General features: G+C 67.1%; 21 protein-coding genes. 15 read left to right on the forward strand and 6 right to left on the reverse strand.

The genetic code is table 11. The annotated features are described in order from the left end of the window. Positions 1–150 precede the first annotated feature (150 nt). Positions 151–1,515: a glutamate--cysteine ligase gene (locus ABH900_RS18105; RefSeq protein ID WP_429624504.1), complete on the reverse strand. Its 1,365-nt coding sequence runs from the start codon at positions 1,513–1,515 to the stop codon at positions 151–153. Positions 1,516–1,667: 152 nt separating this feature from the next. On the opposite strand from ABH900_RS18105, the gene ABH900_RS18110 reads away from it, so the two are divergent. The 3 genes from ABH900_RS18110 to ABH900_RS18120 all read left to right on the forward strand — a co-directional run bounded on the left by ABH900_RS18110 (position 1,668) and on the right by ABH900_RS18120 (position 4,856). After that, positions 1,668–2,372 carry a VIT1/CCC1 transporter family protein gene (locus ABH900_RS18110; protein ID WP_429624505.1) on the forward strand — a complete coding sequence of 235 codons (705 nt, stop codon included), beginning with the start codon at positions 1,668–1,670 and terminating at the stop codon, positions 2,370–2,372. Continuing rightward, positions 2,369–3,193 carry a helix-turn-helix transcriptional regulator gene (locus ABH900_RS18115; RefSeq protein ID WP_429624506.1) on the forward strand — a complete coding sequence of 275 codons (825 nt, stop codon included), beginning with the start codon at positions 2,369–2,371 and terminating at the stop codon, positions 3,191–3,193. Before ABH900_RS18110 ends, ABH900_RS18115 begins: the two co-directional genes overlap by 4 nt. 691 nt (positions 3,194–3,884) lie before the next feature. Beyond that, entirely contained in the window at positions 3,885–4,856 is a 972-nt protein-coding gene (locus ABH900_RS18120) for an MBL fold metallo-hydrolase (RefSeq protein ID WP_429624507.1), read from the forward strand. A gap of 76 nt (positions 4,857–4,932) precedes the next feature. Here ABH900_RS18120 and yihA read toward each other — a convergent pair whose 3' ends face one another. Further along, a complete protein-coding gene (gene yihA / locus ABH900_RS18125; protein ID WP_429624508.1) occupies positions 4,933–5,535 on the reverse strand; it encodes a ribosome biogenesis GTP-binding protein YihA/YsxC in 603 nt (200 codons plus the stop codon). Between the two features lie 156 nt (positions 5,536–5,691). Here yihA and ABH900_RS18130 point away from each other — a divergent pair, with 156 nt between their 5' ends. The 4 genes from ABH900_RS18130 to ABH900_RS18145 all read left to right on the forward strand — a co-directional run bounded on the left by ABH900_RS18130 (position 5,692) and on the right by ABH900_RS18145 (position 8,980). Beyond that, the gene (locus ABH900_RS18130) at positions 5,692–6,492 is read left to right on the forward strand and encodes a c-type cytochrome (protein WP_429624509.1); all 801 of its coding nucleotides are present in this window, start codon (positions 5,692–5,694) and stop codon (positions 6,490–6,492) included. 106 nt (positions 6,493–6,598) lie between these two features. Further along, positions 6,599–7,249, forward strand: coding sequence for a thiol:disulfide interchange protein DsbA/DsbL (locus tag ABH900_RS18135; protein WP_429624510.1), 651 nt, complete (start codon positions 6,599–6,601; stop codon positions 7,247–7,249). Positions 7,250–7,355: 106 nt separating this feature from the next. Further along, entirely contained in the window at positions 7,356–8,189 is an 834-nt protein-coding gene (locus tag ABH900_RS18140) for a thiol:disulfide interchange protein DsbA/DsbL (RefSeq protein ID WP_429624511.1), read from the forward strand. A gap of 53 nt (positions 8,190–8,242) precedes the next feature. After that, complete coding sequence (locus ABH900_RS18145) at positions 8,243–8,980, forward strand: endonuclease/exonuclease/phosphatase family protein (protein WP_170871753.1); 738 nt, start codon at positions 8,243–8,245, stop codon at positions 8,978–8,980. Positions 8,981–9,038: 58 nt separating this feature from the next. Here the strand turns inward: ABH900_RS18145 and ABH900_RS18150 are convergent, their stop codons facing one another. Beyond that, positions 9,039–9,914, reverse strand: coding sequence for an EamA family transporter (locus ABH900_RS18150; RefSeq protein WP_429624512.1), 876 nt, complete (start codon positions 9,912–9,914; stop codon positions 9,039–9,041). A 72-nt stretch (positions 9,915–9,986) separates the two neighbouring features. Here ABH900_RS18150 and ABH900_RS18155 point away from each other — a divergent pair, with 72 nt between their 5' ends. From ABH900_RS18155 to ABH900_RS18185, 7 genes are all read left to right on the forward strand, one after another. Further along, positions 9,987–10,460 (forward strand): Lrp/AsnC family transcriptional regulator, encoded by a 474-nt coding sequence (locus ABH900_RS18155; RefSeq protein ID WP_429624514.1) that lies wholly within the window; start codon positions 9,987–9,989, stop codon positions 10,458–10,460. Then, the gene (locus ABH900_RS18160; protein ID WP_429624515.1) at positions 10,457–11,014 is read left to right on the forward strand and encodes a M23 family metallopeptidase; all 558 of its coding nucleotides are present in this window, start codon (positions 10,457–10,459) and stop codon (positions 11,012–11,014) included. Before ABH900_RS18155 ends, ABH900_RS18160 begins: the two co-directional genes overlap by 4 nt. Before the next feature lie 75 nt (positions 11,015–11,089). Next, positions 11,090–11,566: a hypothetical protein gene (locus ABH900_RS18165; RefSeq protein WP_429624516.1), complete on the forward strand. Its 477-nt coding sequence runs from the start codon at positions 11,090–11,092 to the stop codon at positions 11,564–11,566. 229 nt (positions 11,567–11,795) lie between these two features. Next, entirely contained in the window at positions 11,796–13,955 is a 2,160-nt protein-coding gene (gene fhuE / locus ABH900_RS18170; protein ID WP_429624517.1) for a ferric-rhodotorulic acid/ferric-coprogen receptor FhuE, read from the forward strand. A gap of 173 nt (positions 13,956–14,128) precedes the next feature. Beyond that, entirely contained in the window at positions 14,129–14,614 is a 486-nt protein-coding gene (locus ABH900_RS18175; RefSeq protein WP_429624518.1) for a hypothetical protein, read from the forward strand. Between the two features lie 92 nt (positions 14,615–14,706). Then, on the forward strand, positions 14,707–15,372 hold the full coding sequence (locus tag ABH900_RS18180) for a hypothetical protein (RefSeq protein WP_429624519.1): 666 nt from the start codon (positions 14,707–14,709) through the stop codon (positions 15,370–15,372). A 109-nt stretch (positions 15,373–15,481) separates the two neighbouring features. Then, positions 15,482–15,901, forward strand: a complete 420-nt coding sequence (locus ABH900_RS18185) for a hypothetical protein (RefSeq protein WP_429624520.1) — start codon at positions 15,482–15,484, stop codon at positions 15,899–15,901. A 48-nt stretch (positions 15,902–15,949) separates the two neighbouring features. Here the strand turns inward: ABH900_RS18185 and ABH900_RS18190 are convergent, their stop codons facing one another. From ABH900_RS18190 to ABH900_RS18200, 3 genes are all read right to left on the reverse strand, one after another. After that, positions 15,950–18,760, reverse strand: coding sequence for a TonB-dependent receptor (locus ABH900_RS18190; protein ID WP_429624607.1), 2,811 nt, complete (start codon positions 18,758–18,760; stop codon positions 15,950–15,952). 322 nt (positions 18,761–19,082) lie between these two features. After that, positions 19,083–19,490: an ExbD/TolR family protein gene (locus tag ABH900_RS18195; RefSeq protein ID WP_429624521.1), complete on the reverse strand. Its 408-nt coding sequence runs from the start codon at positions 19,488–19,490 to the stop codon at positions 19,083–19,085. A gap of 55 nt (positions 19,491–19,545) precedes the next feature. Then, positions 19,546–19,953 (reverse strand): ExbD/TolR family protein, encoded by a 408-nt coding sequence (locus tag ABH900_RS18200; protein WP_429624522.1) that lies wholly within the window; start codon positions 19,951–19,953, stop codon positions 19,546–19,548. A gap of 151 nt (positions 19,954–20,104) precedes the next feature. Between ABH900_RS18200 and ABH900_RS18205 the strand changes: the two genes are divergently transcribed. Further along, positions 20,105–22,090: a transglycosylase SLT domain-containing protein gene (locus ABH900_RS18205; RefSeq protein WP_429624523.1), complete on the forward strand. Its 1,986-nt coding sequence runs from the start codon at positions 20,105–20,107 to the stop codon at positions 22,088–22,090. Positions 22,091–22,163 lie beyond the last annotated feature (73 nt).

Genomic DNA, 22,163 nt, shown 5'->3' on the forward strand with positions numbered 1-22,163 from the left:
CCTCGTCTATCTCTGCCTGGGGGGCGCGCCCACCCTGTCCCGCGCGCGTCGCCCCACTCGCGCCCCCCGCCCCCCCCCCCGGGGGGGGCGGGCGCGCCCCCGCCCCCCCCCCCCCCCCCCCCCCCCCCCCCCGCCACTACCGCAAGGCGATCAATACGCAAACTCGCGGAACACCGGATCCACGTCGCCATGCCAGCGGCCATGGAACAGCGCCAGCTTGCGCTCGGCCGGGGTCAGCCCGGATTCGACGATCTCCTGCAGCACGTCCAGGAACTTGCTCTCGTCCTGGCCATCAGCATTGCGCGCCGCACGGCGCTTGAGGCCTTCCACCGCAATCTTCACCGCCTCACGGGCCAGATCACGCACCGTGCCACCGCGGAACGGCAGGTTCATCGCATGCTTGGGCACACCGTCGCGCAGTGCATGGCGCTCGACCAGGCTGAAGTCACGCACCAGGTCCCAGGCCGCATCCAGCGCGGTGTCGTCGTACAGCAGACCGACCCAGAACGCCGGCAGCGCACACAGGCGGCTCCACGGGCCACCATCGGCGCCACGCATTTCCAGGTACTTCTTCAGGCGCACTTCCGGGAACGCGGTAGTGGTGTGGTCCGACCAGTCACGCAGGGTCGGCAGCGCGCCCGGCAGCACTGGCAGCTTGCCCTGCATGAAATCGCGGAAACTCTGCCCGCTGGCATCGTGGTAGATGCCATCGCGATAAGAGAAATACATCGGCACGTCGAGCAGGTAATCGACATAACGCTCGTAACCGAAGCCGTCCTCGAACACGAAGTCGAGCATGCCGGTGCGGTCGGCGTCGGTATCGGTCCAGATGTGCGAACGGTAGCTCAGGTAGCCGTTCGGCTTGCCCTCGGTGAACGGCGAATCGGCGAACAGCGCGGTGGCGATCGGCTGCAGCGCCAGCGACACGCGGAACTTCTTCACCATGTCCGCTTCGGTGGCGTAGTCCAGGTTCACCTGCACCGTGCAGGTGCGGGTCATCATGTCCAGGCCCAGCGAACCGACCTTGGGCATGTACGAACGCATGATCTTGTAGCGGCCCTTCGGCATCCACGGCATCTCATCGCGCGTCCACTTCGGCTGGAAGCCCATGCCGAGGAAGCCCAGCTGCAGTTCGCCGGCCACCTGCGCCACTTCATTGAGGTGGGTACCGGTCTCCACGCAGGTCTGGTGGATGGTTTCCAGCGCAGCCCCCGACAGTTCCAGCTGGCCCGCCGGTTCCAGCGTCACCGAGGCGCCATCGCGCAGCAGGGCGATGGTGTTGCCGTTCTCCTGCACCGGGGTCCAACCGAAGCGGACCAGGCCGTTGAGCAGCGCTTCGATGCCGCGCTCGCCTTCGAAGGTCGGCGGGCGCAGGTCATCCAGGCGGAACCCGAACTTCTCGTGCTCGGTACCAATGCGCCACTGCGTACGGGGCTTCTCGCCGGAGGCGATTTCCGCCACCAGCTGCGAGCGGTCGGTAATGGGCGTATCGGCGACGTGGCTGGGGCTCGACAAGGGGAGGACTCGCTGGACAGTGGCAGGGGATGTGGGGCCCGGGGCCTTCCATCGCAAGGGCGCACTATAGCGTGGCGACCCGTTGCGTCATGCGACGGTGACGGGTTTCAGCATCCTACCGACACCCTCTTGACCCTCGTACACTCAAAGCCATGAGCCGCCATTCGCGACACCCTGAACTGCACCGCTCCGATCGCGTCGGCTGGCTGCGCGCCGCCGTGCTGGGGGCCAATGATGGCATCGTCTCGGTGGCGGGCCTGGTCGTCGGCGTGGCCGCCAGCGGAGCCTCGGCCAGCACCCTGCTGGCCACCGGCGTGGCCGGGACCGTGGCCGGTGCGATGTCGATGGCCGCCGGCGAATATGTGTCGGTGCAGACCCAGGCCGATACCGAGGACGCTGACCTGGCGATGGAAAAGCGTGAGCTGCACGAAGATCCGCACAGCGAGCTGGACGAGCTGACCGCGATCTACCGTCATCGCGGCCTGGACCCGGCGCTGGCGCGGCAGGTGGCCGAGCAGCTCACCGCCCACGACGCACTCGGTGCCCATGCCCGCGACGAACTGGGCATCACCGATACCCTGCGCGCGCGCCCACTGCAGGCGGCACTGGCCTCGGCCGGGGCGTTTACCTGCGGCGCCGCATTGCCGGTGTTGACGGCACTGCTGGCGCCGGCGGACAAGGTCGCGCTGATGACCTCCGCCAGTACCCTGCTCGGCCTGTGCCTGACCGGCGCGATGGCGGCGCGGGCCGGCGGCGCACCGCCCCTGCGCGGCGCGATCCGCGTGATGTTCTGGGGGGCGCTGGCGATGGCCGCGGCCGCCGGCGTCGGCCACCTGTTCGGCGCCCATGTGTCATGACCACCCTGCTGCCGCCCGCCACCGCATTGCTGGCCGAGATGGCCAGCCTGGCGGGCTGCGAACGCGCCGAGGGCTACGCCTGCATCACCGCGCGCCGCGAGCACGGCGCCAGCTCGGTGGAGATTCCCCAACCGCAGTTCGCGATCCTGCTGGAGGGCGGCAAGCAGGTGCGCACTGCACACCAGTCGCTGGTCTTCGCCCCCGGCGACATCCTGCTGCTGACCCAGCGTTGCCGCATCGATGTGGTCAACACCCCCGATCCACGCAGCGGCCGCTACCTCAGTGCCATCGTGCCACTGTGCGCGGAGGTGCTGACGGCAGCGCGCACGCTGTGGAACGAAGAACTGCCCAGCGCCGGCCCGACGATGGCGCGGCTGCCATTGGCCGAGCACGGCGCCGTGCTGCGCCAATGGCGGCAATCGTTGCAGGACGGTCATTACAGCCAGGCGCGGTTGGCACTGGCCTCACTGGTGCTGACCCTGTGCCGGCAGGGCCATGGCAACCTGCTGCTGCCGCAGGCACCGAGTCTGGGCGAACGGATCCGCGACCGCATCGCCGCCGAACCGGCACGCGACTGGCAGTCGCGCGATGTGGAAGAGCACTTCGCGCTGAGCGGTGCGACCCTGCGCCGGCGCCTTGCCGCCGAGGACACCAGCCTGCGCCAGCTGCTGACCGAGGCACGCCTCGCGCATGGCATGCAGCTGCTGTACACCACCGACCTGCCGCTGAAAACCGTCGCCGCACGCGCGGGCTACCGTTCTGCGGCCAGCTTCAGCAAGCGCTTCGCCGAACAGTACGGACTGGCTCCTACAGACATTTGAGGGTGTTCAGCAGGGCTGCGCCCTGCACCTGCAGAGGCAACGGCAACGGCCGAAGCAACAGCAACAGCGGGCTACCCGTGGGATGGCGGGGCGGTGTGGGTGGGCAGGACACGCCGTAAACCCATCCATGGGGGCTCGATGGCGCCATCCATGGCGCCAACGGTCCCGCCCACCCACACCGCCCCGCCTTCGACAGTTGGCCGGCGGCCAGTAGATCCACGCCATGCGTGGATGAATCTCAATCGGAATCGAAAATTTCGAACTGAACTCGAGAAACATCCACGCATGGCGTGGATCTACTGACGGTGCTTCCCATTGAAATGGATCTGGGGTCAGAGCCCGTTGCGCAGCAACGGGATCCGACCCCAAGCGCATTTCCAACAGATCGCGGAAACCTGTCGAAGGCGGTGTGGGTCCGGTTGCGGGGGCGTGAGCCGCATGGATGCGGCGACCGAGCTTACATGGACGTACTTGCAGCGGCCCCCGCAACCGGACCCACCCCGCCATCCCACGAATAGCCCGCTGTTGCTGTTGCTTCGGCCGTTGCCGTTGCCTCTGCAGGTGCAGGGCGCAGCCCTGCCAGCACAACCCATTCCCTGAGCATTCCGCGCAGTGCTTTGAGCGCCGCGCACACGCCGGCCACGGCACGCTGTGCAGCAACGGAACCGCCCGTCATCCACCGAGAACCGCCATGACCCTGCGTCACCTGCCGCTGCGCAGCGCCCTGCTGCTGGCGCTGTCCTCCCTGCCGCTGGCCGCCCTGGCCGAAGCCACCTCGCCCGCCCCCACCCAGCAGGTACCCGGTGTCTACCACCAGCACATCGGCGCACTGCAGGTCACCGCCCTGTTCGATGGCGTGGTCGCCCTGGGCAGGCAGGAAGTGGTGGACGTACCGCCGACACTGGTCAGCCGCCTGCTCGAAGGTCGCTACGTGCCCGAGGACAAAAAGGGCCTGCAGACCGCGATCAATGCCTTCCTGGTGCGCCAGGGCAACCACCTGACCCTGGTCGATACCGGCACCGCACAGTGCTTCGGCCCGGGCCTGGGCCAGGTGCTCGGCAACCTCCGTGCCGCCGGCGTGGACCCGGCCGAGGTGGACGACGTGCTGCTCACGCATGCCCATCCGGACCACCTGTGCGGCGTGCTCGACGCCCAGGGCAAGCCGGCCTACCCCAATGCCACGGTGTGGCTGTCCAGGGCCGATGCCGATTACTGGCTCAACCCGGCCAGCGAGGCCACGGCGCCGCAAGGCGTGCGCTTCGCCTTCCCGCTGGCGCGCAACGCCGTGGCGCCGTACCAGGCCAGCGGTCACCTGCGCACCTTCCGGCCGGGCGACAGCCTGCCCGGTGGCGCAGTGGCGATGGATACCCATGGCCATACTCCCGGCCACGTGTCCTATCGGTTCGACAGCCAGGGCCAGTCGCTGCTGGTGTGGGGCGATGTGCTGCACTTCCACGCCGTGCAGTTCGCGCACCCGGAGGCCGCGTTCGAGGCGGATTCGGACCGCAAGGCGGCCACGGCCAGCCGTCGCAGCCTGCTGCAGCAGGCCACCGCCAAGGGCTGGTGGGTGGCGGGTGCTCACCTGCCGTTCCCCGGCCTGGGCCACGTACGTAGCGAAGGTCAGGCGTATGCATGGGTGCCGGCGGAGTACTCGCCGTTGTGAGGGCGTGCCGACCAAGGTCGGCACCCACCCGGTTGGGTCGGTAGCGCCCGGCTGCCAGCCGGGCGACCAAGACGCCTTACTCCAGCCCCAGCCAACCGCCGATCACGCCACGGGCTTCGTCCACGCCGGTGCGGTCCTCACCGGAGAACACCTGCACGCTGACGCTGTCGCCGTAAGCAGAATGCAGTTCCTTGCGCACCTTCTGCAGGGCCTGCATCTGCTGGCTACGGCTGAGCTTGTCAGCCTTGGTCAGCAGCGCATGCGCCGGCAGGCCACGCTGCACCGCATAGGACAGCATCTGCCGGTCGTAGTCCTTCAGCGGATGGCGGATATCCATCACGACAACCAGCCCCTTCAGGGCTTCGCGGGTGCGGAAATAGCGGTCGATGAAGGCCTGCCAGTGGGCCTGCAGGTCCAGCGGCACCTTGGCGTAGCCGTAACCCGGCAGGTCGACCAGGTGGGCCTCGGGGGTGATCTGGAAGAACACCAGCTGCTGGGTACGGCCGGGGGTCTTGGAGACGCGGGCCAGCGAATTCTGGCGGGTCAGCGCGTTGAGCGCACTGGACTTGCCGGCGTTGGAGCGGCCGGCGAAGGCCACTTCGGACCCTTCATCGGGCGGCAGCTGCCGCACGTTGTGGGCCGAGAGGTGGTAACGGGCGCGTTCGATGAGCATTGACATGTGCCTAGGATCGCATGTTGCGGCGCCGCGCGCCCGTGCCGGGGGCCGCTGCGGCCATTTTGCTGCACTGCTGCGTTGACCGTGCGCGGAAACGGCGTTGATAATCCGGGCGATGCCGGCCGCCGCCGCCCGGCCCGGTCCATACGGAGCTTCAGCATGCGCCACGCTCGCGTTCTTGCCGTATCCATCCTTGCCACCGCTGTCGTCGTTGCCGCCGCTGCGTTCGCGCAGACCACGTTGACCCCGCTACCCGACAACGGGCCGATCAGGACCGCCTCGCTGGAGGTGGATTTCAGCAAGACCCACTGGGGCGATGCCAAGGCCGGCCAGACAAAGGCCTCGGCCTGCGCGGCCTGCCATGGTGCCGACGGCAATGCCACGGTCGAGATGTACCCATCCATCGCCGGCCAGAGTGAACGCTACGTGGCCCAGCAGATGGCCTTGATCGCCAACGGCCAGCGCAGTTCCGGCGCCGCGGTGGCGATGGTGCCGTTCGTGCAGAACCTCACCCCACAGGACATGCGTGATATCGGCGCCTACTTCGCTACGCAGAAGGCGACTGCCGGCATCGCCGATGACACGGCGGTCACCGACGGCCCTTACAAGGGCATGAAGTTCTACGAGATCGGCCAGCAGCTGTACCGCGGCGGCGATGCCAAGCGGGGACTGCCTGCCTGCATGGCCTGCCATGGCCCGAGCGGCGCTGGAAACCCCGGGCCGGCGTATCCGCATATCGGTGGCCAGCACGCCAGCTATGTCGCGCGCCGCCTGCAGGAGTACCAGGCGGGTCAGACCAGCGAAACCGACAAAGCGCACTTCCAGATCATGGCCACCGTCGCGCAGAAGCTGAGCGAGCAGGAAGTGCAGGCGCTGTCGAGCTACCTGCAGGGCCTGCACAACAAGGCCGACGACGTCGCCGTTGCGACCACGCCGGCACGACCGGCTGCCGCCCCCTGACCACCACTGGTCGGCCAGGGCCGCCACGACGGCCCGCGCCTGCGGTATGTTTCCTTCACGCCGGCGGCTGCGCCGGCGTTGCTTTTTTCAACGGAGATGCGTGTCGATGAGGTTGATTCCCCGCCTGCTGTTGTCCCTGCTGGTCCTGCTGCCGCTGGCCGCCAGCGCCGCTGCCCCCGCCAACGCACCGCTGGTGGAAGGCAAAGACTACGAACGCATCGCCCAGCCGGGCCCGTTCCAGCCGTTGGCCGGCAAGATCGAGGTGGTCGAGATCTTCGGCTACACCTGCCCGCACTGCGCCCACTTCGAGCCGCAGCTGGCCGCCTGGGCGGCCAAGCTGCCGGCCGACGTGCGCTTCACCCCGGTTCCGGCCGCCTTCGGTGGTGCGTGGGATGCCTGGGCGCTGGCCTACTACGCCGCCGACGAAGTAGGTGTGGCCAAGCGCAGCCACGCGGCCGTGTTCAAGGCGCTGCACGAGCAGGGCTCGCTGCCGATGCAGAACGTCTCGGCCGATGAGCTCGCCACCTTCTACAAGGCCTACGGCGTGACCCCGGACCGCTACCTCCAGGCGCTGCGCGGCGAAGCGGTGCAGAAGAAGGTGGACGCTGCCCGTGCATTTGCCCAGCGCACCAAGGTGCCGGGCACCCCGGCCATCATCATCAACGGCCAGTATCTGGTGCGTGGCAACAGTTTCGACGACCAGCTGCGCATCGCCTCGGCCCTGATCGCCCAGGCCCGCGCCGCCCGCGGCCGCTGAACCAACCCCCACCCTCGACACGGCGCTGTCGCCGCCGCGTGTCATCATTTCCCCCTGGCCGGCGTTCAGCGCCGGCCCCACCTTTCCAGATGCTGGAGACGTTTCCATGAAGACCCGTTTCGCCGCCCTCGCCCTCGCAGCGCTGCTGCCGATCCTGGCCGCCTGCAAGGCCGACGACGGCAGCACCAACACCACTGCAGCCCCGGCCGAACCGGCCGCTGCTCCGGCCAGCACCGAACCGGCTGCTCCCGCCGCTGGCGCCGAGGGCACGGCCCCGGCCGCTGCCGAAGGCGAGAAGGCCCCGGCTGAAGCCGCCCCGGCCACCGCTCCGGCCCCGACCACTGCCGCACTGACCGGCCCGGCCCCGGTGGAAGGCGCCGACTACCAGGTCATCCCGAACGGCCAGCCGTTCCAGCCGGCCGCCGGCAAGATCGAAGTGACCGAGATCTTCGGCTACGTCTGCCCGGCCTGTGCCGCGTTCCAGCCGCTGGTCGGCCCGTGGAAGGCCGGTCTGCCGAGCGACGTGAACTTCGTCTACGTACCGGCCATGTTCGGCGGCACCTGGGATGACTACGCACGCGCCTTCTACGCCGCGCAGACCCTGGGCGTGCAGGAGAAGACCCACGAGGCGCTGTACGCCGCCATCCACGCGCAGAAGACCCTGAAGGGCGAGCGCGGCCGTGACTCGGTGGAAGACATCGCCAAGTTCTACGCCGCCTACGGCGTGGATCCGAAGCAATTCGCCGCCACCATGGGCAGCTTCGCAGTAAATGCCAAGACCAACTCGGCCAAGCAGTTCGCCCAGCGCAGCCAGATCAGCGGCACCCCGTCGATCATCGTCAACGGCAAGTACCTGGTGAAGGGCAAGAGCTTCCCGGACATGCTGCGCATCGCTGACCACCTGATCGCCCGCGAGCGCGGTGCGGCCCAGGCTCACTGATCCAAAGGACGTTGTTCCCGGCCGTGAATTCCCCCCATACACGGACCCTGCGCTTGCTGACGGCCAACATCCAGGCCGGCTCAAGTACCCGCCGCTACAGCGACTATGTGACCCGCAGCTGGTCACATGCGCTGCCGGCGGGTCGCAAGCGCAGCAGCCTGGACGCGATCGCCACCCTGGCGCGCGAACATGACATCGTTGGCCTGCAGGAGGCCGACCCGGGCAGCCTGCGCTCGGGCTTCACCAACCAGACCCACTATCTGGCCCAGCGCGCCGGCTTCAACTACTGGAGCCACCAGCCGAACCGGCGCATGGGTGGGGTCGCCTCCAGCGCCAACGGCCTGTTGAGCAAGCTGGAACCGGTGGAAGTCCAGGACCACGCGCTGCCCGGCCGCATCGGTGGGCGCGGCGTGCTGCTGGCCAAGTTCGGCGACGGAGCCGACGGGCTGGCCGTAGCGGTGGCCCATCTGTCGTTGGGCGCCGGCTCGCGGATGTCGCAGCTTGGCTTCATTGCCGAGCTGCTGTCCGACCATCCCAACGCGGTGCTGATGGGCGACTTCAACTGCCTGGCCGAACGCCCGGAAATGCAGGTGCTGTACCAGAAGACCCGGCTGCAGCCGCCCGGCTGCATCGTGCCGACCTTCCCCAGCTGGCGCCCGGACCGCGCCATCGACCACATCCTGGTCAGCAGCGGCCTGCAGACCCGCACGGTGGAGGCCGTACCGGCCGCGTTTTCCGATCACCTCGCCCTGGCGATGGCAATCGACGTGCCCGCCAACGCCCTGCGCTGAACGCTCCTGGTAGGTGCCAACCTGGGTTGGCAGGCTCTCCGCCGGGCATGGCCCGGCGCTACCCCGCCTGCACCACGGGTACCTTCAGCCGCCGCGCGGTCATCGTGCTGCCCACCGAGGCCAGCACCGTGCAGCCGATCGCCAGCCACTGCAGCCCGTGCAGGTGTTCGTGCAGCAGCAGCATCGCCCACAGCGCGGCCACTGCGGGCTCCATGCTGATGAGAATGCCGAAGGTCTCCTTGGGCAGGCGCTTGAGCGCCATCATCTCCAGCGACATCGGAATCGCACTGGAGACCAGCGCCACCACCAGGCCCGCCGCCAGGATCTTCGGATCGAGCAGCGCAGCGCCGGCATGCACCACACCCACCGGCACCACCACCAGCGATGCCGCCAACAGGCCCAGCGATACCGAGTGGCCGGCATGCAGGTGGCCGGCACGCTTGCCGAACACGATGTACAGGCCCCAGCACGCCGCCGCGCCCATGGCGTACAGCACGCCGGCCGTGTCCAGCGCCGGCCCGCCGCCCAAGGGCAGCAACAGCAGCAGCCCCACCACCGCGCAGCCCACCCAGACGAAATCAATCGGCCGCCGTGACGACAGCATCGCCACCGTCAGCGGCCCGGTGAACTCGATCGCCACCGCAATGCCGAACGGAATCGTGCGCAGGGCCATGTAGAACAGCAGGTTCATCAGGCCCAGGGTGAGCCCGTAGCGCACGATGGTGATCGCATCCACGCGGCTGGTCTTCCAGCGCCACGGCCGCCAGAACAGCAGCAGCAACAGCGCCGAGAAGCCCACGCGCAGCGCGCTGGTGCCCTGGGCGCCGATCAGCGGGAACAGGTGTTTGGCGTAGGAGGTGCCGATGGCCAGCGAGGTGACCGAGCCAAGCACCGCCAGCGCCGGCAACATCGGCGCAAGTCGTGAGGTCTGCATGGGCAAAGTCTATTGCGCCCGCGCCGAGCACTTGGCTCAATTGACAGCCCGTTCGTGCAACTTCTGCTCGCCATGGCCACCGCTCCCGTGCTCGACAGCTTCGACCGCGCCATCCTCGACCTGCTGCAGCGGGACAACACCCTGCCGCAGCGCGAAATCGCCGAGGCCGTGCACCTGTCCACTCCGGCCGTGCAGCGGCGGATCAAGCGCCTGCAGGACAGCGGCGTGATCGCGGCCAACGTGGCGGTGGTCGCTGCTGCGAAGGTTGGACGCCCGCTGACCATCATCGTCGAGGTGCGCGTGGTCAGCGAACAGCGCGAGCGCGTGGCGCCGTTCAAGCGCCGCGTGCAGGACGACCCGGCCGTGCAGCAGTGCTACTCGATCACCGGCGACGGCGATTTCCTGCTGCTGCTTTCTGCCGCGTCGATGGAGGAGTACGAGGCGATCACCGAACGCCTGTTCGGCGGTGATGACAACATCGAGCGCTTCCGCACCTCGGTGGCGCTGGGCACGTTGAAGCGGAATTTCGAGGTGCCGCTGTCATGAATCGCGCTGAGTCCCCATCCAACGCCCGTCGCCTGCGCCGCTGGCTGCTGCGCGGCGCGACACTGCTGGTCCTGACCGTCGCCGCGCTGGCGTTCTGGAACAGTCCCTGGGCGGCTGCCCCGAAGATGCTGTGGACACTCGCACGCATGCCGCCGGCCACGGCGCTGCCGGTACCGGTGGACGGTGTGCGACCCCGGCAGATCGCCGATACGTTCGGCGCACCGCGCGGCCGCGATCGTACGCACGCCGGTGTCGACATCTTTGCCAAGCGCGGCACGGCGGTGCGCAGCGCCACGGTGGGCGTCATCGCCGATGTCCGCGAAGGTGGGCTTGGAGGCCGCCAGGTCTGGGTGATCGGGCCCGGGCGCGAACGCTACTACTACGCGCATCTGCAGGACTGGGCCGATGGCCTGGCCCGCGGCGAGGTCGTCCAGGCCGGCGACCTGCTCGGCCATGTCGGCGACAGCGGCAACGCCAGGGGCACGCCGCCGCACCTGCACTGGGGTATCTACGGCGCCGACGGTGCACGCGACCCGCTGCCGCTGCTGCGCTGACCCGTTCGTCAAACAGGCTCGACTCCTGGCGCGGCCAGACCCATCATCGCCCGCAGTGACAGGAAAAGCACACCGATGGCCAGGCCTCTTACCTCCGCGCCGTTCGTCGCCCTTCTGCTGCTGGCCACCGGCTGCAGCACCCTGCAGGCACGCCGCGACCCGTTGTGTGCGCACCTTCTTGCCTTCGCCAACAGCACACCAACCGGCACCCGCCCGGCGATCGAGCTGGTCAGCGACTGGAGCAGCTTCAGCAAACACTGCGTGCACGGCGGCAACCCTGCTGGCAAGCAGTTCTGCGATTGGCTGCTGCCCAACACGTCCACCGAATTCGCCACGATCAACGTCCAGCGTGCCCTTGCCTGCCTGGACCCGGGGACGAACTACGCCGGCTCGGAGCGGCTGTTTCCCGAATACGTGACCGGAAAGATGCAGTCCCGTGACGTGCGCGGACTCGAAGAAGACGTAGTGATCACCGTCGAATACGCCGTCGGTATCGAGGGCGAACGGCCACGCATGAAGATCCAGGCCGAACGCCGGCCGCCTGAGGAATGAATCGGCCGCGACAGCCTCATCGCATCGCATGCCCATTTGTAAACGCAAACAATTCCCATTACGATACTCGCGTTTTGCGGATGGCCAGGACGGTTCGTCCGTCCTCGCATTGCCCAGCCACCTCCCTGTAAGCAGGGTTCCGCCAGCGGCGTGAGATCCCCACCAGCCGCGGCGCCAGACCATCCGGGAAGCCGGTCGGACGCACGCACGTGCCCGTCCAGGAACCCCAATGATCCCTTCGACCTCCCCCGTTCTGCCACATCGCCTGTCTGCGGCGGTGCTGTCCGCGCTCAGCATGGCCCTCGCTCCAGCCGCCTTTGCCGAAACCGCCGCCGACCCGACCACGCTGGACAAGGTCGTGGTGAAGGGTGAACGCGCCGAAGGCTATTCGGTGCGCCGCACCTCCGCAGGTACCCGCTTCGACCTGGCCCCGCGCGAGATCCCGCAGTCGATCAGCATCATCAGCCACCAACGCATCGAAGATCAGAACCTCGATGACATCATCGACGTGCTGGCCAACACCACCGGCGTCACCAGCACCCAGTCCGACAGTGAGCGCACTGAGTTCTACGCGCGCGGCTTCTACATCGACGCCTACCAGTTCGACGGCCTGCCAACACAGATGGTGCAGAACTGGAGCTATGGCGATTCCGGCCTGGATCTGGCCCTGTATGACCGCGTGGAAGTGGTGCGTGGCGCCACCGGCCTGCTCAGCGGTGCCGGCAATCCGTCCGCATCGGTGAACCTGGTGCGCAAGCATGCCGACAGCGCCGAGCTGGCCGGCAGTGTCTCGGTGAACGTCGGCAGCTGGGGCCGCACCCGTACCACCGTGGACGTGGGCAGCGCGCTCAACGCCAGCGGCACCGTGCGCGGCCGCGTGATCGGCAGCTACCTGGATACCGACGGCCAGATGGACCGCTACAACCAGCGCAAGACCCTGGGCTATGCCGTCATCGACGCCGACCTGACCCCGGACACCCAGCTGAGCGTGGGCTACGACTACCAGCAGAAGCGCGCCAATGGGGCCACCTGGGGCGGCTTCCCGATGCTGTATTCCGATGGCTCGTCCACTGGTTACGACGAATCGTTCAACGCCAGCCCGAAGTGGACCTACTGGGACACCACCAGCAAGCGTGCCTTCGCCACCCTGCAGCATGCCTTCAGCAATGGCTGGAAGTTCAAGGTCGGCGCTACCCACGATGAAACCCGGGCCGACGACAAGCTGTTCTACCCGGCCTACAACGACTGGACCACCGGCGCGTCGAACTTCGACAGGACCACCGGCGCGGGCATCTCGCCGTCGGCCGGCTTCTACAACACCGAGCGCAAGGTCACCGGCGTCGATGGGTATGTCGACGGTCCGTTCCAGCTGTTCGGCCGCGAACACCAGTTCATGGCCGGCCTGAGCTACAACAAGCGCGACTACGCCAACTATGGCGACTACCAGGTCGGCGGCGCCGGCCAGATCTGGAACCCGTTCACCAGCTACCTGAACTGGACCGGCAACATCAGCGAGCCGAACTGGAATCCGCTGGCACTGGCCAGCGAAGGCACCATCACCCAGAAGGCCGGCTACGCCGCCGCACGCCTGTCGCTGGCTGACCCGTTGAAGCTGATCATCGGTGCCCGTTACACCGACTGGAAGAGCGAAGGCGAAGGCGCCGATCGCGCGCACAAGGTCACCACGCCGTATGCGGGCCTGGTGTTCGACATCAACGACACCTACTCGACCTACGCCAGCTACACCGAGATCTTCCAGCCGCAGACACTGAAGGATCGCAACGGCAGCTACCTCGATCCGGTCGATGGCAAGAGCTACGAAGTGGGCGTCAAGGGCGCGTGGTTCGACAACCGCCTTAATGCCTCGCTGGCAGTGTTCCGCATCGAACAGGACAACGTCGGCCAGGCCACCGGTGAACCCGTGCAGGGCAGCGCGAACGAATTCGCCTACCGCGCCGCACGGGGCACGGTCAGCCGGGGCTTCGAGTTTGAACTGAATGGCGAGCTGGCAACGGGCTGGAATGCCACCTTCGGTGCGTCGCGCTACGTGGCCAAGGACATCAACGGCAGCGATATCAACACCAACCTGCCGCAGACCGCGCTGAAGCTGTTCACCAGCTACACCCCGCAGTCGCTGCAGGAATTGACCGTCGGCGGCGGTGCCAACTGGCAGAACCGCATCTACTACCCGGTGCCTGCCTATGGCCGCATCGAGCAGAGCGGCTATGCGCTGGTCAGCGCGTTCGTGCGCTACCGCATCTCGCCGGAGTTCAGCGTGCAGGCCAACCTCAACAACCTGCTGGACAAGAAGTACCTGTCGCAGATCAACGGCTACGGCGCGTTCGGCGATGGCCGCAACGGCTCGCTGACGTTTACCTGGGCGTTCTGACGACCGGCTGTGGTCTGAAGGACCGGCCTTGGCCGGTCCTTCCCCTGCCCCTCCCCCGTCTATACGGAGGGGCACTATCGCGGCAACACCGAAGCTCTTAAGCTTGCCGCCAGCCGGCTGCAGGATCGCGCCGGCCACAGGGACGTCGAACCCGACCAGGCAGGGAGTGGACGATGAAGAAGTGGATTCTGATCGTTGCCGTACTGACAGTGAGTGGCTGTGAAACCCTGAAGCCCAGGACCGTGTCATCGGCTGAAACGGGCGCCCCATCGCGGCTGGAATTTCAAGCCGGCCCGGAAGCCGTCATGGCAGCCGCGCAGGTAGCGATTGCCGAACAGAAGTGGAAGCTGCTTTACAGTGGCACGGAAAGGCCGAAGGACGATCACGGCTTCCAGAGCAACAACCACTTCGGTGGCGAAACCGATGACCAGCTCGCATGGAGCAAGTCTGATCAGGCCGGTCTGGAACCCACCGCCTATCTGCAGGCCAAGACCCCACTAGCGCCTTCAGCTGGGGCGCGGAACTGTTCGTCATTGTCTATGCCACCGATACCGGCGGCAGTGTCATTGCCATCTCGGCCTCGACCAGCCAGGCCCTCGAAAAGGAAAAGCTCGGCAGTTACATCAGCCAGCTCGGCACCGCCATCGACCAGCGTCTGAACTGACACACCCAGGCCCAGCGCTCTGCACGCCAGGGCCTGCCCGACATTGATCTTCAACAGGAGAGTTGCATGATGGAACGACGCATATGCATGTCAGTGGCGATCGCGATGGTGGGCATGAGCGGATTCTCCGCCCACGCCGTGGATGCCGCCGCAGTCGCTCCCCACCGGCAGGACCTGCAGACCTTCTTCCTGTCCGAGCAGATCGACTACATGACCGGGCAATGCCTGCAGCACTCGCCCGAGCTGGGCAAGCAGATGCAATCGGCGGCCCAGCAGTGGCGCCACGACAACGCCGCAGCCACCCAGCGCGGCAGTGACGCCGCACTGAAGCTCTACCCGCAACTGGGCGAAGACATCGCCACCCAGCGCAGCCGCGTTCGCCAGGAGTCCGCCAGGCAGACGGAAGCCGAGCTGGCCGTTGATCCACAAAAAGCCTGCCAGCAGGCACTTAATGGCATCCGATTCAATGTACCGCTCGAGATGCAGGGGCCTACGTTGACCAGCCCCGTACTGCGCGCCGACATCTTCAAACAGGCCTCTTCCGGCGCGGCCATCCTGCTCGACTGCACTGCCCTGCAGAGCATCCAGACCGAAGTGGTCAGCGATGGCGGCAGCGGCTCGCAGCGCCGTATCGAGGAGCGTTGGACGTTCAAGGGCTGCGACAGAACCATCGCCGCCGCGGTCCACTATGCGCCGGCCGAGGGTGGCACATCGCTCGTTGTCAGCTTCCCGGGAACAGGCGCCGGGCACTGAACCACGCAGGCGCGGCCACGATGACGCCGGTCATGGCCTGGCACTCCCCCTGGAAACACCGGCGCCCTGTGGATGTCTCGCGTTTCCCCACCCTCAAGGATGACCGGCAATGCGCACCAGCAGGAAACTCGGTCTTTCGCTTGCAACCCTGCTCTCGTCATTGCCCTTGATGATTGCCACCGGCAACGGCTACTTCATCCTGCTGCTCCTGATCGGGCTGCCCGCAACGATCCTCTTCTGGTTCGACCGGGGCCGCGAACTGCGCGACCTTTCTACCCCCAGCCGCACCGAGCGCATGCTGGGGCTGGCGATGGGCGTTCCGCAGGTGGTGTTCGGGCTGTTGTGTGCAGGCATCGGCCTGATGCTTGTGCTGTGGATCCTGTACAACCTGCTGGTCGAACGGCAATCGCAGTTCCGCATTCCGTCGCTACCCGCCCTGGGGGTCGGCCCCCTGATGATCGTGGTCGGGCTGGGGTGGGCACGCACAGCCTTCCAGCGTGCCGCTCTCAAGCAGCACGCAGTGGAATGATGCGGAACACTCACCGGTGCCGGGATACCCCGGCACCGGCCTCGTGCGTCAGAACCGCAGGTCCGCGCGCAGGTACCAGTAGCGACCACGCGGGATGTCGTAGGTCGAGGCGTCGTAGCCGTTCAACGAGCACGACAGGCAGATCGGTGGATCCTTGTCGAACACGTTGTTCAGGCCGGCACTGAGCTGCAGCCCCTTCATCCAGTCGATCTTGTAGCCCACCTGCATGTCGTGGAAGGTGGTGGCCGAGAGCGTGTTGGTGCCGGCGGCCTGGTTGCTGCACACCGGGAACGCCACCGCATCGCCGCAGTTTTCGGTCAACTCGGAGATGTGTCGCACCGTCCAGTTGGCGCTCCAGCGGTCCATCGTCCAGGCGATGCTGGCGTTGCTGGTCCACTCCGGAATCGAGCTGTCGGCCACTTCCACACCCGGCTTCTGCGGCTGCTTCTGCCCGGCCGCGCCGGTGGCCTCGTAGCGGCCAACGAAGGTGTTCTTCCACGCCAGCTTGAACTGGCCGATGGAGGTCTGCGGCAGCGTCCAGAACAGGTCCACGTCCCAGCCATCGGTCTTGATCGAGCCCAGGTTGGTCAGGCGGTTGTTGAAGCTGCTGACCGCACCGGTGCTGGCACGGGTGATGCCATTGCAGTAGACCGGGTCCAGCGTATCCACGCACAGGTCAAGCTGGGTCTGCGCATTGATCGCCTGGATCGCGCCATCGATGGCGTGGCGGTAGAAGGTCACTTCCACGTCAAAGCGCTCCGACCAAGATGCGTTGCTGCCGAACCACGGGCTCCACACGAAGCCGGCGCTGAAGCTGCGCGAGCGCTCCGGCTCCAGCTCGCGATTGCCGCCGGTGGTCACCGAGATCTGCGAGTTGGCCTGCTGGAAGCCGGCCGGCACTCCCAGCGCCGCACAGTTGGCGGCACTGCCACGCGGCGCCGTACCACCCAGGCCCACCGAACACGGATCGAACAGCTGCAGGTCGGCGCGCGCGGCCGATCCGTACAGTTCACCGATCGACGGCGCACGGAAGCCCTCGGCATAGGTGGTGCGCAGCACGAAATCATCCGTCACCTGCCAGCGCAGGCCGTACTTGGGCGTGAACTCGCCACCGAAGGTGGAGTAATCCGAGTAGCGGCCGGCCAGGCTCAGGTCCAGTTTCTTGCCCAGCGGCGAGTCGGCGAAGATCGGGACGCTCAGCTCAAGGTAGGCCTCGTTGACGTCATACGAACCCGAGGTCGGCTGCGACGGCACGCCGTTGTAGTGGCCGATCACGGTCAGCGGATCAGGCTGGTACCAGCCCTTGTACTTGCGGTACTCGTAACCGCTCGCGAACGACACCGGTCCGGCCGGCAGGGTGAACAGGTCGCTGGACAGATTGGCGGTGAACAGGCTCAGCTCGTTCTGGCTGCGGTCGCGCACCACCGGCTGGATCCATTTCAGCATGTCAGGCGTGATCGAGCCGACGCCGCCGAAGATGTTCAACGGCACGCAGCCGGGCGTGGCGGCACACACGGCCGGGTCACCCAGCGCCATGTTGACGTTGTAGATGTTGTAGCTGCCGTAGTTGGTCTGTTCGGCCTTGTTCTTGCTGTACATGCCGTTGACGTCCCAGTACCAGTTGCGGTCGGCGGCATGGAAATTGCCGACCAACCCGGTGGCCACATAGGTCGTGTTGACCTCCTGCTTGAACACGCGCGCGCCACCTTCCACCGGACGGCGGCCGATAAGGCTCATGTTGCCACCGGACACCAGATCGAAGCCGAACGGGTTGTACGGGTTCAGCCGCGAGACGACGATGTTGTCGGCCAGCGGATTGCCGGTGGCGCCATCGGGACCGAAGAACAGCGGCTCCGGGCCAGCCTGGTTGGTCGACTCGCGGCGGTTGCCCAGCGCCTTGATGTACCACTGCACGTTGTCGGTGAGGTCAAAGCGGAACTGGCCGAACAGGCCTTTGCGCTCCGACGGTGTCAGCACCATGTTGTATTCGGCGAAGTTGAAACGATCGGCGGTGGTGAAGCAGTGGTAGTCGTCAGTGCGGTTGCAGCCGGCACTGCCGTCGTAGCGTGGCTTGCTGACGCCAGTGTTGGGCACGATGTTCTGCGACGCGCCCGTGTTCGGATCGACGAAGGCAAAGCGGCCCTGCGGAATGCCGCCGCTGCCGAAGGCCAGGCCGGTGCCCGGAATCGGGAAACGCGACTGTTCGCGATCAATCGCGAACACCGGGTCCTGCTTGGTCCAGCTGGCGCCCAGGAACAGGCTGTAGCGGTCACCGCTCTTGCCCCACGCCAGGTCCACGCCCTTCTGTGTGCCGTCGCCCTTGCTGTATTCACCATAGTTCAACGTCACCTGAGCGCCATCGAACTCGCGGCGGGTGATGATGTTGACCACGCCGGCGATGGCATCGGAGCCATACAGCGACGATGCGCCGTCTTCCAGCACCTCGATGCGTTCAACGATGGCCAGCGGAATGGTGTTGAGGTCGGTGGCCGCGCCCACGCCCGAAGCCGAGGACTCGTTGACCCAGCGGATGCCGTCGACCAGCACCAGCACGCGCTTGGCGCCGAGGTGGCGCAGATCGACCTGCGCCGAACCGGCGCCCACACCACTGCCATCGGGTGGGAAGCCGAAGTTACCGGAGGAATTGAACTTGGCGTTGAGTGCCGAGCCGGAGCCGGTGAGCTGTTGCAGTACTTCACCGATCGAACTCAGGCCGGTGCGTTCAATGTCGCCACGGGTCAGGGTCTGGATGGGGACCTGGCCTTCTACTTCCGCGCGCTTGATGCGGGTGCCGGTCACTTCCACCGCATCGAGGTTGGTGGTGGATTGTGCAGCGGCACCCAACGGCGCCAGGGTCATCACGCACAGCGCGACGGCAACCGCCAAAGGGCGGTGGTGCAGGTGATTCATTCGCTCTCTCTCCAAAGGAATGTCGGGACATGGGCTGCCGCGCTCCCCCCCTGCATGGCGGCAGCGTCTCCTTTGTAAACAAGCGGTAAAAATCACGGCGTGATGATCGACACTCTTTCACGCGGAATTGACGCAATTGACAGCCATTTGCTTCAGATGGAGTAATTTAGAACCGGACGGTACTGTTCACCGTGCTCCGCTTTGATGCCGGCTGCGACAGCGCGCGCCGAGATCCGCCACAGCTCATCAAGGGGGCTTGTCGGTGCCGGCGCTAGTTGCCCGGCGCGTCGATGCGCAGCCCGTGCTGGCTGACGGCCAGCAACACGCGCGCCGTGTCGCCGTAATCGGTGTCGGCAGCGGTCGCCAGATGCACCCAGGGGCGATGCTGCTGCGGCATCTGTTGCGCCTGCACCAGGTACTGCTGCAATGCGGCGGCGTCCAGCGGCTGGCCATTCCAGAACACGGCCCCCGCTGCGTCGATGCGCAGGTTGATCGGCCGGGGCGAAGACGCCGGCCAGGGCGGGCACGAGGTGCGCTGCTGGAACGCCAGGAGACCGGTTGCCTGCGCCATCGGCAGCGTGGTGATCACCAGTGCCAGCAGCACCAGCAGCACATCCACCAGCGGTGCCAGATTGGGGGCGGCAATCAGTGAGGTCGCGCGCTGTGTCCCGTATCGCATGCCACGTTTCCTCGCAGTAGGCGGCCCGCCGATGGCAGGCCGCCTGTTGCCGGACTCACCGCACGAAGGCGATGCGCTCCATGCCAGTGGCCTCCGCGGCGGCCAGGACCCGCGCCATGCCTTCGTACTCGGACGACGGATCGGTGGCGATGCGCAGCTCCGGCAGGTTGCCGGCATGCTCGCCGGCCTGCGCGTGCAGGCGCGCCTGCAGATCGCCGATGGCCATCGGCTGGCCATCCCAGCTCAGCTGGTTCGATGCATCCAGGCGCAGCTCGATCGGCGGCGGCGGCTCGGGGCGATCCATCGGTCGATCGGTGGCCTGTGGCAACTGCACGGCAATCGGCCGGGCCACCATCGGCGCGGTCACGATGAAGATGATCAACAGCACCAGCATCACATCCACCAATGGCGTGACATTGATGTCCGCCAGCGGGCCGCTCCTTCCTGCGCTACTGAATGCCATGTGCCGCTCCCTGCAGCCGGGCCGTTCACCCAAGGCCGACGTTACGACGTCCGCTGGCGCCTGCGGCAGGGGCCGCCGCGGATTCATTCAGCTGTCGTTGCCATCGCATTGCGTGCACGCGATGCGAAACTGAATTCAGCCACCGCCCGCTATGCTGATCGCCATGACCCGACGCACTTCGACTGCCCTGTCCCTGCTTCCATTGGCCACCACGCTGCTGATCGGCTGCGCCAATGCCCAGTCCCTCGATGCCCAGAACACACAGCTGAAGGCGGCGATCGCCGCCGCCGAACGCGGCCAGTTCGATCCTGGGCAGGCCGCTGCGCTCAGCCGCCATCCGGCTTATGGCTGGCTGGAGTACGCCAACCTGCGCCGCAACATCGACACCGTCGACATCGCGCAGGCCCAGGCCTTCCTCAAGCGCTATGACGGCCAGGCCGTAGCTACGACCTTCCGCAGCGTGTGGCTGCCCTCGCTGGCGCGCCGCCAGGACTGGCCCACCCTGCTCGCCAACTGGGCGCCCACCGACAACGCCGGCCTGCGCTGCGCGCAGCTGACCGCGCGCCAGGCAACCGGCAAGGTCGATCCGCAGTGGATCAGCGAAGCGCAGGACCTGTGGCGCAAGAACGGCAAATCGCTGCCCGATGGCTGCGACGCGGTATTCGCCGTGCTGCAGGCCCAGGGTGGCCTGAGCGACGCCCTTCGCTGGGAACGCATCGATGCCGCCGCCGATGCACAACAGCCGGCGGTGATGCGAAGCGCCGCGCGTGGTCTGCCCGCCACCGACCTGGCGCTGGCCAACACCTACGCTGCCTTCGTCGACAGCCCCAATGCCAGCGCGTTGAACTGGCCGCGCAACGACCGCAGCCGGCGCATCGCCACCGATGGCCTGGCCAAACTGGCCAAGGCCGACCCGGGTGCCACCGAGCAGCAGCTGCCGCGGTACGCGCAGGCGCTGGGCCTGAGTGCCGACCAGCAGGGCCAGGTGCTGTACCAGATCGCGCTATGGACGGTGGCCTCGTACCTGCCCGATTCGGCACGCCGCCTCAACGCGGTGCCGGAGTCGGCGTATGACGAACGCCTGCACGAATGGCGCGTGCGCGAAGCGATGTCGCGCGGCGATTGGCCGGCGGCGCTGACAGCAATTCGCAAGATGGGCAGCAAGCAGCGCAGCGACCCGCGCTGGCGCTACTTCGAAGGCCGCATGCTGGAAAAGACCGGCCAGGCATCGCAGGCCCAGGCACTGTTCCGCGATGCCGCACGCGCACCGACGTTCCACGGTTTCCTCGCCGCCGACAAGCTGCAGCAGGGCTACACGCTGTGCCCATGGAAGCCGAACGACAGCGCACAGGCCCAGTCCGTGATCGCGCGCGACCCGGCCATCCAGCGTGCGATGGCGCTGTACCAGATCGACCGTGCCGGCTGGGCCGTGGCCGAATGGAACAGCGCGCTGTCGCGCTTCGATGACACCCAGCGCCGCCTCGCGGTGCGCGTGGCGCAGGACAACGGCTGGTTCGACCGCGCGGTGTTCGCGCTCGGCAAGCAGCCGCAGGAACAGCGTCTGTACGATCTGCGCTTCCCGCTGCACCACGACGTCACCATCCGTCGCGAATCGGCGCGCAATGCCATCGACCCGGCCTGGGTCGCAGCGGAGATCCGTGCCGAGAGCACATTCACCCCGCGTGCGCGCTCGCCTGCCAACGCCATGGGCCTGATGCAGGTGCTGCCGGCCACCGGCGCCGGCGTCGCCAAGTCGATCGGCCTGACCGGCTACGGCGGCGCTGACAGCCTGTACGACCCGGACACCAACATCGCCATCGGCACCGCCTACCTGCGCCAGCTGATGAACAAGTACGACGGCCTGCCGTACGTGACCATCGCCGCCTACAACGCCGGCCCGACCCCGACCGCGCGGTGGCAGAGCCAGCGCCCGGGATACGACCCGGACCTGTGGATCGAGACCATCAGCTACAAGGAAACGCGCGAGTACGTAGCCCGCGTGCTGGCCTTCAGCGTGATCTACGACTGGCGCCTCAACGGTGACGCACTGCCGCTGAGCGATCGCCTGATGGGCCGCCTGGTGGACAAGCGCAAGAGCTTCAGCTGCGCCGCCAACGCCGACCAGGGCGGCGATTGATCGCCCGATGACGGTAAGTGCCGGGCCATGCCCGGCGGGCGCCGCGATGTATCCCGCCGGGCTTGGCCCGGCG

This window comes from Stenotrophomonas sp. AN71, assembly GCF_050435725.1.
Lineage (GTDB): Bacteria > Pseudomonadota > Gammaproteobacteria > Xanthomonadales > Xanthomonadaceae > Stenotrophomonas.